The 12,534-nt window shown below is 72.4% G+C and carries 15 protein-coding genes; 8 read left to right on the top strand and 7 right to left on the bottom strand.

Annotated elements, in window-relative coordinates; all coding sequences use genetic code 11:
• Positions 1 to 395: 395 nt before the first annotated feature.
• Positions 396 to 1,823: an O-antigen ligase family protein gene (locus OG730_RS24685; protein ID WP_327306295.1), complete on the bottom strand. Its 1,428-nt coding sequence runs from the start codon at positions 1,821 to 1,823 to the stop codon at positions 396 to 398.
• Positions 1,824 to 1,826: 3 nt separating this feature from the next.
• Positions 1,827 to 3,257: an exopolysaccharide biosynthesis polyprenyl glycosylphosphotransferase gene (locus tag OG730_RS24680; protein ID WP_442814999.1), complete on the bottom strand. Its 1,431-nt coding sequence runs from the start codon at positions 3,255 to 3,257 to the stop codon at positions 1,827 to 1,829.
• 10 nt (positions 3,258 to 3,267) lie between these two features.
• On the opposite strand from OG730_RS24680, the gene OG730_RS24675 reads away from it, so the two are divergent.
• A complete protein-coding gene (locus OG730_RS24675) occupies positions 3,268 to 3,477 on the top strand; it encodes a hypothetical protein (protein ID WP_327306294.1) in 210 nt (69 codons plus the stop codon).
• Here OG730_RS24675 and OG730_RS24670 read toward each other — a convergent pair.
• Both OG730_RS24670 and OG730_RS24665 read right to left on the bottom strand, forming a co-directional pair.
• Positions 3,467 to 4,708: a glycosyltransferase gene (locus OG730_RS24670; protein WP_327306293.1), complete on the bottom strand. Its 1,242-nt coding sequence runs from the start codon at positions 4,706 to 4,708 to the stop codon at positions 3,467 to 3,469. The two genes, OG730_RS24675 and OG730_RS24670, sit on opposite strands and share 11 nt — an antisense overlap.
• A gap of 19 nt (positions 4,709 to 4,727) precedes the next feature.
• Positions 4,728 to 5,849, bottom strand: coding sequence for a DUF3344 domain-containing protein (locus OG730_RS24665; RefSeq protein WP_327306292.1), 1,122 nt, complete (start codon positions 5,847 to 5,849; stop codon positions 4,728 to 4,730).
• A gap of 174 nt (positions 5,850 to 6,023) precedes the next feature.
• Here OG730_RS24665 and OG730_RS24660 point away from each other — a divergent pair, with 174 nt between their 5' ends.
• From OG730_RS24660 to OG730_RS24640, 5 genes are all read left to right on the top strand, one after another.
• Entirely contained in the window at positions 6,024 to 6,278 is a 255-nt protein-coding gene (locus tag OG730_RS24660) for a chaplin (protein WP_327306291.1), read from the top strand.
• A 117-nt stretch (positions 6,279 to 6,395) separates the two neighbouring features.
• Positions 6,396 to 6,806: a rodlin gene (locus OG730_RS24655; protein WP_112451357.1), complete on the top strand. Its 411-nt coding sequence runs from the start codon at positions 6,396 to 6,398 to the stop codon at positions 6,804 to 6,806.
• Positions 6,807 to 7,049: 243 nt separating this feature from the next.
• Complete coding sequence (locus OG730_RS24650; protein ID WP_327306290.1) at positions 7,050 to 7,283, top strand: chaplin; 234 nt, start codon at positions 7,050 to 7,052, stop codon at positions 7,281 to 7,283.
• 121 nt (positions 7,284 to 7,404) lie between these two features.
• Positions 7,405 to 8,511, top strand: coding sequence for a chaplin (locus tag OG730_RS24645; protein WP_327306289.1), 1,107 nt, complete (start codon positions 7,405 to 7,407; stop codon positions 8,509 to 8,511).
• A gap of 175 nt (positions 8,512 to 8,686) precedes the next feature.
• A complete protein-coding gene (locus tag OG730_RS24640) occupies positions 8,687 to 9,034 on the top strand; it encodes a hypothetical protein (protein ID WP_327306288.1) in 348 nt (115 codons plus the stop codon).
• 86 nt (positions 9,035 to 9,120) lie between these two features.
• On the opposite strand, the gene OG730_RS24635 is transcribed toward OG730_RS24640, so the two are convergent.
• Both OG730_RS24635 and OG730_RS24630 read right to left on the bottom strand, forming a co-directional pair.
• Positions 9,121 to 9,360 carry a chaplin gene (locus OG730_RS24635; protein WP_327306287.1) on the bottom strand — a complete coding sequence of 80 codons (240 nt, stop codon included), beginning with the start codon at positions 9,358 to 9,360 and terminating at the stop codon, positions 9,121 to 9,123.
• Positions 9,361 to 9,516: 156 nt separating this feature from the next.
• Entirely contained in the window at positions 9,517 to 10,089 is a 573-nt protein-coding gene (locus OG730_RS24630; RefSeq protein WP_327306286.1) for a hypothetical protein, read from the bottom strand.
• Between the two features lie 278 nt (positions 10,090 to 10,367).
• Here OG730_RS24630 and OG730_RS24625 point away from each other — a divergent pair, with 278 nt between their 5' ends.
• Positions 10,368 to 10,778 (top strand): rodlin, encoded by a 411-nt coding sequence (locus OG730_RS24625; protein ID WP_327306285.1) that lies wholly within the window; start codon positions 10,368 to 10,370, stop codon positions 10,776 to 10,778.
• Between the two features lie 151 nt (positions 10,779 to 10,929).
• On the opposite strand, the gene OG730_RS24620 is transcribed toward OG730_RS24625, so the two are convergent.
• Positions 10,930 to 11,571, bottom strand: coding sequence for a vitamin K epoxide reductase family protein (locus OG730_RS24620; protein ID WP_327306284.1), 642 nt, complete (start codon positions 11,569 to 11,571; stop codon positions 10,930 to 10,932).
• A gap of 192 nt (positions 11,572 to 11,763) precedes the next feature.
• Here OG730_RS24620 and OG730_RS24615 point away from each other — a divergent pair, with 192 nt between their 5' ends.
• On the top strand, positions 11,764 to 12,534 hold the full coding sequence (locus OG730_RS24615) for a DUF6227 family protein (RefSeq protein ID WP_327306283.1): 771 nt from the start codon (positions 11,764 to 11,766) through the stop codon (positions 12,532 to 12,534).

Genomic DNA, 12,534 nt, shown 5'->3' with positions numbered 1-12,534 from the left:
CGGGGCACCCGGATCCCGGCCGTTCCCGGCCCGTACGGACCCGGTCGCCGCGGTGCCCAGTACGGACCGGCGCACGGCCTCCGCGTCGCCCGGCGCCGTGCCCGGCGCCGCGGTCCCGACGGCCCCGGACCCGGCAGGCCCTTCGAGTCCCGGGCCCGGGCGGCCGGTGGCCACCACACGGCCCGCTCCGGCGTCGCCGGCGGGGACGGGAACGCCCACGTGCGCGGCGCCGCGTCCGGCGGACAGCGGTCCGCCCGAGGCGGCCACGCGGCTCGCGCTGTCGGCCGGACCGGTGGTCTGCGCGACCGGGGCCACCGGCGGGTGCGGCGGACGGCCCGCAGCCGCGGCGACCTCGGTCGCCGCGGCTGCGGGCCGCCGCCAGGGCGTCGTATCCGTCACCGGCCGGCCGCACCCTCAGGGACCGCGGCCCGGCCGGGCGCGCCCGACCCGCGGCCGGATCCCGCGGCGGCCCGGCCGCCCGAGGCGAGCTCGCCCGTCCCGCTCCCGGAGGGAAGCGCCCACCAGGCCGCCAGCCCGATGATCACTCCGGTCAGCACGGTGGACGGGCCCCCGATGTCCGCGTAGAGGAAGTCGGTGAGCTGCCACACGAGCAGGCCGATGGCGACCAGTCCGCAGTCCCGCACCGCACCGGCGCCCGACAGGCACCGCCGCAGGCCCGCCACCAGGACGGCCAGCCAGCCGCCCGCCAGGGCGATCAGCCCGATCAGCCCCTGCTCGCTCAGCACCAGCAGGTACATGTTGTGCGGGGAGAGCAGCGGCTGGCGGACGTACCCCTGGCCCGCGCCCGCGGTGTCGCTGCCGGAGGACAGCGCCAGCCCGGAGTGCGAGTCCCGGTTGGCCGGGAAGCCCTTCAGCCCGACCCCCACCGCGGGCCGCTCGCGCCACATCGAGCCGGCCGCGTCCCACATCGTGTAGCGGTCGGTCACCGACTGGTCGGGGGCGTCGGAGACCTGCGTGATCGAGGTCAGCCGCTCCGCGACCATCGCGGAGCCGACGCCGAACCCGCCCACGAGGACCACACCGACGGCGGCCAGCGCGAGCAGCACCTTCAGGGCCCGCCGGATCCCGGCCAGGGCCATCACCAGCCCGGCCGCGGCGAAGGTCGCGATCCACGCGCCCCGGCTGAAGGACAGCACCAGCGGGAGCACCAGGACCAGCGCGGCCGTGCCCGAGGCCCGCCGGACCCGCGCCGGCAGCCCCGGAGCCAGCGCCCCGGCCGTCGCGACGATCAGGCCGTAGGCCACGACCGTGGCCATGCCCATGACGTCCCCGGGTCCGAAGGTGCCCACGGCGCGGATGTCCTCGCCCTGGTAGGAGGCACCGGTGTGGGTGGCGAACTGCACCACGCCCACCGCTCCCTGGACCAGTGCCAGCACCACGAAGCACCCGGCGGCCAGCCGGAACTCGAAGGCGTCCCGCACCAGCAGCACGATCGCCGCCGGGACCAGCACGAACACCTGGAGGTAGCGCACGAACCCGGGCAGGGCCGCGTACGGGTCCCCCGCGGTCACCGTCGAGACGGCGAGCCCGACGGCCGGGAGGCCGAGGACGAGCACCCCCAGCGGGCTCAGCGGCCGGACCCGGCCCCGCAGGGCCTGGACCCCGCAGACGAACACGAGCAGCAGTGAGGCGGCGTCGGCCGGACCGACCTTCCCCGAGGCGCTCGCGTCACCCGCCGGGACGGGGATCAGGAGCGCCAGTACGGTCGCGGCGAGCGGCAGCAGCGGCCAGTGCCGGCGCAGCAGATCGGCGGGGTCCGGGCAGGACCATGACGTCGGGGACGTCGGTGCGGCAAGGCTCATGCTTTAGCTGCCCCCCAGCCGGAAGCGGAAGAAGGAGGCCGCGGTGCGGGCCAGGATCCACAGGTCCTGCCACAGCGACCAGGTGTCGATGTAGTGGTTGTCGAAGCGGGCCCGGTCCTCGATGGAGGTGTCCCCGCGCAGCCCGTTGATCTGGGCGAGCCCGGTGATGCCGACCGGCATCCGGTGCCGGGCTTCGTACCCCGGGTGCACGCTGCTGAACTTGGCCACAAAGAAAGGCCGTTCGGGACGCGGACCGACCAGGCTCATGTCACCCCGGACCACGTTCCACAGCTGCGGCAGCTCGTCCAGCGAGGACTTGCGCAGGAAGGAGCCGATCGGGCTCATCCGGCAGTCGCCGGCCACCGTCCAGCGGGTGGCGGACTCGTGCGCGTCGGCGCGCAGGGTGCGGAACTTCAGCAGAGTGAAGGGGCGTCCGTACAGGCCGACCCGCTCCTGCCGGAAGATCACCCCGGGCCCGTCGGAGACCCGTACGGCCAGCGCGCAGGCCCCCATCACGGGGGCGGCGGCGAGCAGCGCGATCGCGGCGAGCGAGGAGTCGATGACCCGCTTCGCGTACCGCTCGACCGGCCGGGCCGGGCGCGGCAGCAGCGGCTGGACGGCGTACCCCCACAGCTGGTCGGCGGGCTGCGCGACGCGCATCCCGGTGACCTTGGCGGTGCCCGCCGGGTCGGCGAGCCAGAGCCGGCACCCGTGGTCGTGGAAGAGCCGCACCAGGGAGGCGGTGCGTTCGTCTGCCTCGGGCGGGCGGGTGAAGACGGCGTGCCGGACGGAGTTCTGGATCACGGCCCGCCGGATGTCCTCGTGGGTGGCGAGTACGGGAACTCCCGCGTCCCCCTCCCCGTCGGTCCCGGTGTCCGCGAGCCCGACCGGGCGCAGTCCGTACTCGGGGCGCCCGTGCAGGGCGGCGGCGACCGCGCTCGCCCCGGCGCCGGGTCCGACGACCAGGGCGGAGGCGGGGCGGCGGGCACGGGTGCGGCGGCGGAGCTGGTTGACGAGGCCGCGTCCCGCGCAGGCCAGGGCGACCTGGACGCAGACGGCGCCGAGCAGCGCGCTCCAGCCCAGGGCCTCGCCCGGGGCGGTGGCGGCCAGCACGGCGGCGGCCCCGCACCACAGGGCGGCGGACCGCCCGGCGAGCGAGGGCAGTTCGAGCAGCGCGGAGGGGGCGAGCCGCGGCCGGTACAGCCCGGCCTGCGCGTGCAGTGCGACCAGGGCCAGTGCGAGGGGAGCGGCGGCCCCGAGGGGCAGCTCCGTCCCCGGCAGCGCCGCCACCGTCGCGGTGGCGGCGAACGCGTCGGCGGCCAGCAGCGGGGCGATCCCGTCCCGGCGGCGCACCCGGCTCGGCCGTACGGTGGCCCGCGCGCGGTCGGCCTTGGGTCCGCGCGGGGGGTGGATCGCGGTCACGGAACGGCGCACGGCGGCGCCGGTGCCGGAGACCGTCCCGGTGGCCGTACTGGTGGCCGTACTGGTGGCCGTACTGGTGGCCGTACTGGTGGCCGTACTAGTGGCCGTACTGGTCGCCCCGGCGCCGCTGGTGGTACCAGAGATGCCGGTGATGCCGGTGATACCGCCGGCGGGCCCCGTACCGCCCTGCCCGGTGTGCCGGGCGGGTGCGCTGTCCATCGTCATCGGCTGATGCGCTCCTGGTTCAAGGGCCGGGGCCTGCCCAGCAGTTCGTGATACAGACCGGTGACCGCGTCCGTGGTGCGCCGCACGTCGAATTCCATCCGCGCGTGCCGCTCCGCCTGCTCCCCGAGTGCGGCGAGCAGCCGCGGCTCGGCGAGCAGCCCGCCCAGGGCCTTGGCCAGCGCCGTCGGGTCCTCCGGTTCCACCAGGCACAGCCGCCCCTGGCCGGGCGGAAGGCTCTCGCGGGCACCGCTGACGTCGGAGACCAGGACCGGTCGGCCACAGGCCATGGCTTCGAGCGGGGCGAGCGCCATGCCTTCCCACCGCGACGGCAGTACAACGAGATCGGCGGCCCGAAGCCACGGCCGGATGTCGAAGGCGGCCCCCGCGAAGTGGACCGAGGGCGGGGCGCCACGGCGCAGCCGTTCCATGTCGGGGCCGTCCCCGACGAGCACGAGACGGGCCCCGGGAACGGCTCCGAGCAGCTCCGGCCAGGCGCGCAGCAGGACGTCCTGCCCCTTCTGCTGGCAGAGCCGGCCGACGCAGACGGCGAGCGGTCCGTCCCCCAGGAAGGCAGTGGGCAGGGGCAGTTCGGCGCGCGCCCGGGCCTTGTCCTGGACGGGGTCCGGGCCGCCGGGGCGGAAGTGGCCGAGGTCGACGCCGTTGCGGATCACCGACCAGCGGGCGGCGATCCCCTCGGACTCCCCGGTGCGGCGTTCGGCCTCGCTGACGCAGAGCACCCGGTCGGCCCAACGGGCCCCGAAGCGCTCCCAGCGCAGCGCGAGCGCGGCGGTGGCCCCGCCCACGGCGTCGAAGGACCAGGCGTGCGGCTGGAAGACGGTCGGGACGGCCCCGCGCACGGCGAGCCGCCCGGCGAGTCCGGCCTTGGCGCTGTGGGCGTGCAGGATGTCGGGCCGGACCCGCCCGATCAGGCGGCGCGCGCCGAGCACTTCGGCGGCCAGGCCCGGCCCGGGAGCCCGCCCGGCACGCCAGGTGAGCACCTCGGCCCCGGCCTCGCGGGCGGCGTCGGCGAGCTGTCCGCCGCGCGGGCAGCCGACGAAGGTCCGCAGGCCGGCCGCGGACTGGGCGCGTACGAGGTCCACGACGACGCGGGCGACCCCGCCCTCGACCGGCTGGACGAGGTGGAGGACGACCGGAGGCCGGGACGGCGCGGGAGAGGGATCGGGAGAAGGGTCGGGAGAGGGGGATGCGGAAGGAGAAGAAGAAGGCTGCGTGGGCACGTGGAGTGGTCTCCTGCGTTCAGCGGCGCGCGTCTGTCTGAACGAAGAGCACACCGAGGAAATGACCCTGGTTTTCGCCCGTGAACCCGAAGGTCAGGCTGCGGGCACCACCGGACAGGGCGGGGCTCAGATCGAACACGTCCGCGTCATATCCGAGGTTATTCATATGTTCGGGCTGTCGCACGAACGAGTGATCGCCGAATTCCGTGATCGTGGAATTCATAACATCATTAAAAGGATTTTCTCCGTCACTGAGGCTGATCCGGCGACCGCTGTCGGCGGTCACCGTGAGTGAGTCCCCGAGCGTTCCGCGGTCCCCGTCGTACGCGACCACCCCGGCCCGCCCCCGCGCTCCGGGCGCCGCGTCCAGGCCGGTGAGCTCCACCGTCTCGCCCGCCGCCTCGCCGGCCCCCGCGGCCAGCCCTTCGAAGCCGTCCCAGATCGAGACCCTGCGCACCGGCTCCTGCGGGTGCTCGTAGGCCACCACCAGCGTCCAGCCGCCCCAGGCACCCGCGTCCGAGTGCCCCATGGCGATGTTCAGCTGGGCCACCGTCCACATCCCGGCGCCGCCCTTGCGGACCAGCGGGGTCACGTCGGCGGAGGCCTGGTAGGCGTCAGCGGCCGCATCGCTGCGGTGCCCGATCGCCGTATCGGCCAGGACTTCCTTGTACGCGCCGCCCGGCTCGGCGACGAGCACCCGGCCGTTGTCCTCCGGCGGCTTCTGCTCGCCGACCCGCAGGTTCCCGCCCCAGTACAGCCGGGCGTACGAGACCTTCGCGCCCGCCGGGACCTTGAGCTCGGCCCGGGTGGAGTTGTAGGTGTCCGGGTCCTTGTCGACCTCGTCGTAGAACATCTCGTAGTCGCCGTTGGTCCCCGCCGCGCCCTTGTTGACCGCGGCACACGGCTCGGCCTGCGCGGACTCCTCCTTGCGGCAGCCGATGGAGGAGTTCGAGGCCCGGACCAGGCCCCCGTGCTGCACCGCCTGGTAACGCTGGGTGAAGGGCACCCGGGGCGCCTCCTTGACCAGCGGCCCCCGCACGCCCGGCGGGGCGGCGGCGGCCCCGGCTGCGGGGACGTTCACCGAAAGTGCGAGGCAGGACAGCAGACCGAGCGTGCCGAGGATTCTGCGGGAGGAACCCATGACCCTGTCTCCATTTTCGATCAAGGGGACAAAACAGGAGTGAACTTTGTCAGAAGTCAGGAGGGAAATCACGCCGGACTCGCTCATACGGCCTTTTGGGCGATAACACGCACCCTGGAGACGGGCGGGTCGTTATGGCTTGCACCATTGTTCGAACGGAAAGGAAAAAGCGAGATGAAGAAGAGGCTGGTGCGCGGCGCCACCCTGGCGGTCGCGAGCACCGCGCTGCTGATGGGCGGCGCGGGCCTCGCCTCCGCGCACGGCGACGGCGGCGCGACGGCGAACGGCTTCACCGGTGAGTCCCCCGGCGTCCTGAGCGGCAACCTGCTCCAGGTCCCGGTCCACGTCCCGGTGAACGTCTGCGGCAACACCGTGAACGTGATCGCCCTGCTGAACCCCTCGTTCGGCAACACCTGCGTCAACGCCTGACGTCAACCGTGCCGCCCGAAACTTCGGCATCCGAGTGAATACACGCAACCCGAACCGCGGTTGCGCCGTTGTTCCGGGTGCTTGAGTAACGGGCAATCCTGCAAAAAAGGGACCATCATGATCAAGAAGTTTGCGGCCGGCGCAGCGGTTGCCGCCTCGTTCGTCGGTCTGGGTGCCGCCATGGCCCCGCAGGCCATGGCCATCGGCAACGACCACGGCATCAACACCGTGAACGGCAACGGGGCCTCGCAGATCTACGGCAACCAGGCCACCTACGGCAACATGAGCCCGCAGATGGCGCTCATCCAGGGCTCGTTCAACAAGCCCTGCATCGCCCTGCCCGCCAAGGCCAACGTCCAGTCCGTCCTGGCTCTGGTCAACGTCGGCGTCCAGGACATCCCGGTCCTGTCCAGCCCGCAGAACCAGCAGTGCACCGAGAACTCCACCCAGGCCAAGGGCGACGAGGCTCTCTCGCACATCCTCAGCAACATCCCGGTCCTGTCCGGCAACGCCTCCGCCGGCAGCTGACACAGCGCCGCGCCAGCCGACACAGCACCGCACCAGTGGGGCCGTCGCACCTTCGGGTCGCGGCGGCCCCGCCGCATGTCGGGACTCGAATAAGGGCGCGGAAAAATCCGGCCACAATTCAGGACGCACAGGCATCTGAGTGAATTGGCCGGAGGCGCGCAAAAATCCGCGGTTTCTTTTCCCGGACCCACTCGTTGTTATTCCTGCAGCGGATAGACCTCTGCGGGAAGGAAACGAAAACAAATGACGTACAAGAAGGCAGTGGTGCTGGCCGCCGGCATTCTGATGGCCGCCGGTGCCGCCTCCCCCGCCATGGCCGACTCGGCGGCCGACGGCAAGGCCGTCGGTTCCCCGGGCGTCCTGTCCGGCAACGTGCTCCAGGTCCCGGTCCACGTCCCGGTCAACGTCTGCGGCAACACCGTCAACGTGATCGCCCTGCTGAACCCCGCGTTCGGCAACACCTGCGTCAACGCCTGACGAAGCGCCTGTGCCCGCAAGGGCAGACCTCCTCGGGGTGGCCTCGGAGTGCACGGCGGTGCACTCCGAGGCCACCTTCGATTCAGCACCGGCCGCAGGGCCGGTAGACAGGGAAGGACCCATGCGACAGGTACTGAGCCGACAGGTACTGGGCAAGGGGGTGCTCACCGCGGCCGCCGCGTCCAGCCTGCTGTCCATCGCGACCGGCGCGGCCTACGCACAACCCGGGGCGATGGCCGAGGCCTCCCATTCACCGGGCGTGCTGGCCGGCAACAGCGTCTCGGTACCGATCACCTTCGCGCCGAACGTGTGCGGCAACACCGTGGACGCCGGAGCGGGCCTCAACCCCGCCATGGGCAACAACTGCGCCACCACGACCGGCTCCGACGCCGGCCACGACTACGAGCGCTACCTCAGCCCGCAGCAGGCCGAACAGGTCCGCCGCTACGTCGATCAGCAGGAGGAGCACGACCGGCACGAGGAGGGCGGCTACGGGGACCGCGGACCCGAGCAGCACGGCGGCTACGGCGAGGACGGACCCGGGCCGCAGGGCGGCCACGAGGACCACGGACCCGGGCCGCAGGGCGGCTACGGAGACTCCGGCGAGGAGGAGTGCGACGACCACCCCGCCCCGGAGCGGCCCGAGCCCCCGCCCCAGCACGAGTCGCAGCACGAGCAGCCGCCGCACACCGAGCACCCCCCGGCGCCGGCCCCGCAGCACGCGCCCCCCGCGCCGCAGCCGCTGCCCGCGCCCGAGGCGGAGCACCCGGCTCCCGCTCCGGCGCCCGCGCCCGCTCCCGTAGAGCAGGCACCCGCGCCGCAGCCCGAGCCCGTTCCGGCGCCCGTAGTGGAGGAGGCTCCGCACACGCTCCCCGCTCCGGCGCCCGTGGAGGAGGCCCCCGCGCCGATGCCCCCGCACGGCAGCCAGGTCGTGGAGCACCCGGCGCCGGTAGTGCCCGCGGTCGACCAGCCGCCGGCGGCCCCCGCCGGTGACCTGCCGGTCCCGCTGCCTCCGGCACCGCTGCCCGCCCCGGCACCCGCGCCGGTTCCCGCGCCCGCCCCGGCACCCGCCCCCGAGGCCGTCCCCGTCGCGGCGGTCCCCGCGGCCCCCGCGCGGCAGGAGCTGGCCGCGACCGGTGCCGGACAGCCCGGCGCCGCGGCGGCCCTGGCCTCGGCCCTGATCCTGGGCGGCGCCATTCTGTACCGCAGGTCCCGCAAGGCCGCCTGACGGCAATACCGGTAATCAGAAAAAATATCGGCCGGAGAATCCCTTGTCGGATTCTCCGGCCGTTGCCGTGTTCGGTTCCGCGTTTCCGTGGCGCCGGGTAATCGTTAACCAGGTCGAAAGTGGCGCGACGGTCGCCACTGGCCGCCATTGGACACCCCTGGAAGAGGATTTTGAAATGAAGCTCTCGAAGGTCGCCGCAGTCGTCGTCGGCTCCGTCGCCGCCCTCGGCGCCACCTCCCCCGCCTTCGCCGCCACGGAGGCGCCGGCCGTCCCCATGAGCCTGACGAGCGGGCTGACGGCGGTCACCGACTCGGTGAACCCGGTATCGGCGGCGCTGCCGCAGACCGTGGGCAACGGGCTGGCCGAGCAGGGCGAGAGCGTCGAGAAGGTCGTCACCACCGTCCAGAAGGTCAACGAGGTGAAGAACGACGCTCCGGCCGAGGTGATGCACCTCGCCAACGGCGCCACTCAGGCCTCCCCGCTGCTCGGCGGAGTGAAGCTCAACGGCGGCAGCAAGCACTGACGGGTCCGTCCCGTTCTCCCGCCGACATGACTGTGGGCGCCACCGGCGAGGCCGGGGGCGCCCACAGTCATGTGGTGTGTCGAACGTCAGTCGTTGACGCAGACGTTGCCGAACGCCGGGTTCAGCGCACCGATCACGTTGACGGAGTTGCCGCAGACGTTGACCGGGACGTGGACCGGGACCTGACCCAGGTTGCCCGAGAGGACACCGGGGGAACCCACGGCCGCGCCCTCGGCCGACGAGTCGGCCATAGCGGAGCCGGCGGCACCGGCCGCAGCGAGACCAGCGGTGGCCAGGACCAGGGCGGCCTTCTTGGCAGTGTTCATGGGAAGTGCACCTTCTCTTCGATGTTCTGCCCCGATTCCGGGGCTCACATCGAGCGAAACGGTCCAGCATCCCAGACGACACGGTTCCGCACGCGATCAGACCTGTTCAGCCCAATAGTCGTAACCGCGTGCGGGTCCGCGTAGGGATCCCGGTGCCTACGGAAGGAACTCCGCGAACGAGGGGACCTTCGGGACGAGGCCCGCCGGTGTCGCGGGCACCGCCGGCACGGCGGGCACCGCGGCCGCGGGCGGGGCCGCGGGATCGGAGACCGGAAGCGCCGGGACGCCGGGGATCTCCGGGATCGGGACGTCGGGGACCGGGATGTCGGGGATCTCCGGCACCGCGGGAACCGCGGGTACCGCGGGTACCGCGGGTACCGCCGGAATCGCCGGAATCGCCGGGAGCTGCAGGTCCGGGAGGCCGGGGATCGCGGGGATCGCCGGCAGGGCCGGGAGCGTGGGCAGTTTGATCTCGGGGATCTTGATCCCCAGATCACCCAGGCTCTTGGTCAGACCCTCCAGGATCTTGGAGACGGCGGCGAGGGCGTCCTCGACGGGACCCGCCTTCGCCACCCTCTCGTTGATCTCCTCCTGGGCGGCCGCCACCCGGTTCGCGGCGGCACCGGCACCCTCTGCGGCGCCCGCGGGAGCTGCCGCGCCGGTGAGTATGACGACCGCCAGGGCCGACGGGACGAGGACGCGGACGCGGGAGGCCTTGGTGCGGTGCATGGGTGTTCCTTCTGGTGGTCGCTCAGAAACGGACCCGAGCGATCCGCTTCCTTACCCACCGTGCGAACGGGTTCCACGGAGCGCAACACGAGCGCGGGCCCCCCGCGCCGCTCCGGGGTGCGTACGGGCTTCGCGCACGCGTCCGGGGGCGGCTCACCCCACTCGGGGAAAACCTGGCCGTGGACAGGCCGTTTGAGTGAAGCAGCGGAACCAACGTCCGGAAGAACAGTTGATCAGGGCGCTCCACTAGCGGGCACTCGTGCGACAAAAGGATCAAGATGCTCAAGAAGATCATGACTGCTGCCGCGGTCACCGCCGCCGCCGTCGGCGCGGGCGCTGCTGCTGCCGCCCCCGCCATGGCGATCGGCAACGACAACGGGATCAACACCGTCAACGGGAACGGTGCCGTGCAGGCCTACGGCAACCAGAAGACCCACGGTGACATGAGCCCGCAGCTCGGAGTCGTCCAGGGCACCCTGAACAAGCCCTGCATCGGTCTGCCGGCCAAGGTCAACGCCCAGTCGCTGGTGGCGCTGCTCAACATCGGCGTCCAGGACATCAACGTCCTGTCCAACCCGCAGAACCAGCAGTGCACCGAGAACTCCACCCAGGCCAAGGGCGACGAGCCGCTCTCGCACATCCTGGACAACATCCCGGTCCTCTCGGGCAACGTCTCCCAGGGCAGCTGATCTCCGCTCCCGACCTACGCTCCGGGACCCCGTGGTCCACGTGCCCGGCGCCCGTGGAGCGACGCGTTCGAAGAAGCGGTGTGAAGTCGTGAAGTGACGAGGGCCCCGGCAGCGTCCAGCTGCCGGGGCCCTCGCATGTCGTCCGGCCGCCTCAGCCGGTCCAGAAGTCCCACCACCGGGTCAGGATCAGCATCCCGATCACGCCGGTGTGCAGGACGGGCGGGGCCCAGCCGAAGTCGGCGAAGAAGTTCCGTACCGGCGCGGGCGCGGGCAGGATCCCCGTGCGCACGGTGTGCGCGGTGACCGCCCAGAACATCACCAGGGTGGCCGCCCAGGTCAGGCAGCACCACAGGCAGAGCGCGTTGATCTCGTAGAGCGACTGGACCATGAGCCAGGAGCAGAATCCGACGCCGAAGAGCATTCCGGCGTTCAGGCCGAGCCAGAACCAGCCGCGGTGTCGGGCCCCGGCCAGCAGGCCGGCGCCGACGCACACGACCGCCCCGTAGGCGACCAGGCCCAGCATCGGGTTCGGGAAGCCGAAGGCCGCCGCCTGCTCGCTCTTCATCACGCTGCCGCAGGAGACGACCGGGTTGAGGCTGCACGCGGGCTTGAAGTCCGGGTTCTCCAGCAGCAGGAACTTGTCCAGGGTGATGACCCAGGCGGCCAGCACCCCGGCGGCCCCGGTGAGCAGCAGCAGCCAGGCCAGCGCACGGGGGGCCGCGATCGGTTCAGCGTCCTTGCGGTTGTGGGGCCGGGCCTGCTGGCGGGGGACTCCCACGGTATTTGTTGCCATACGGTCATGCTCCCGCCCTTGTGCCCGCCATCAGGCCCAACCATGCTCATCGACATGGAGGTTGACCTGAAGGGGTGGCTGGAACCCCCGGCGCTTCCCGGACGTTTTACCGAACCCCGGACGTGATGTCAGACCCAGGGGCTACGTTGAGCTTCCGCGAAGTGACAAGCTGCGACGGCCTGGAGACCCACCTTGAGCGATCCGCACGAGACCACCGAGGCGCACCTCGGCCGACTCCTGGGCCGCGCCCTCAACTCCTTCGACCTGCCGGACGAATTGGTCGAGCGGCTGGGCACCGCGCTCGCCCACAGGTCCTCGCTGCACACCACCCGCCGCAGTCCCGCGGCCGGACCGTGGCGGGAGATACACCGGCACGCCTACCTGCTGTCCGACGGCGACTCCGTCGTCCTGTGGGAGCTGGCCCACCGTCAGGACGACGGCCTGTCCATACGGTACGAGGTCTTCGCCGGCAAGGCGGAGACCTGCCTCGCGGCGGCCCGGCTCTTCGGCGAGGTCCCCTCGCAGGTGGCGCGGGACCTCGTGGAGGTGACGGTCGAGGAGGACCCGGAGAGCGACATCGCCGTGCTGAGCGCGCTGTTCAGCAATCCGACCCCCGCCCAGCGGCACCGCGAGTACGCGGTGGAGGAGTCCGCGGACCACGCCCGCCGGGTGCTGCGCCGCGCGGAGAACCCGGACCGGCCGGGCGAGCAGGTGGCCCTGCTGCTGCGGTCGGCCTACGCGCACCAGATCACGCAGGTGTTCGGCACCCGGCAGTGCCTCGCGGACGGGCGGGACGCCGGCTTCAGCCTGTACGAGCACTCCTTCGTCCTGCTGGACGGGAGCGAGTTCAGCCTGTGGGAGGTCGAGCACACGGTGACGCCGGACGGACGGCACATGTGCGAGGTCTACGAGACCGAAACGGCCGCGCGCGGAGCCATGGAGCTCCGCGCGCGGGTGAGGTGA

The organism is Streptomyces sp. NBC_01298 (assembly GCF_035978755.1).
In the GTDB taxonomy this organism is placed as follows: domain Bacteria; phylum Actinomycetota; class Actinomycetes; order Streptomycetales; family Streptomycetaceae; genus Streptomyces.
The sequence above is the reverse complement of the archived record's forward strand: the minus strand, read 5'-3'. Positions and strand labels throughout refer to the sequence as shown.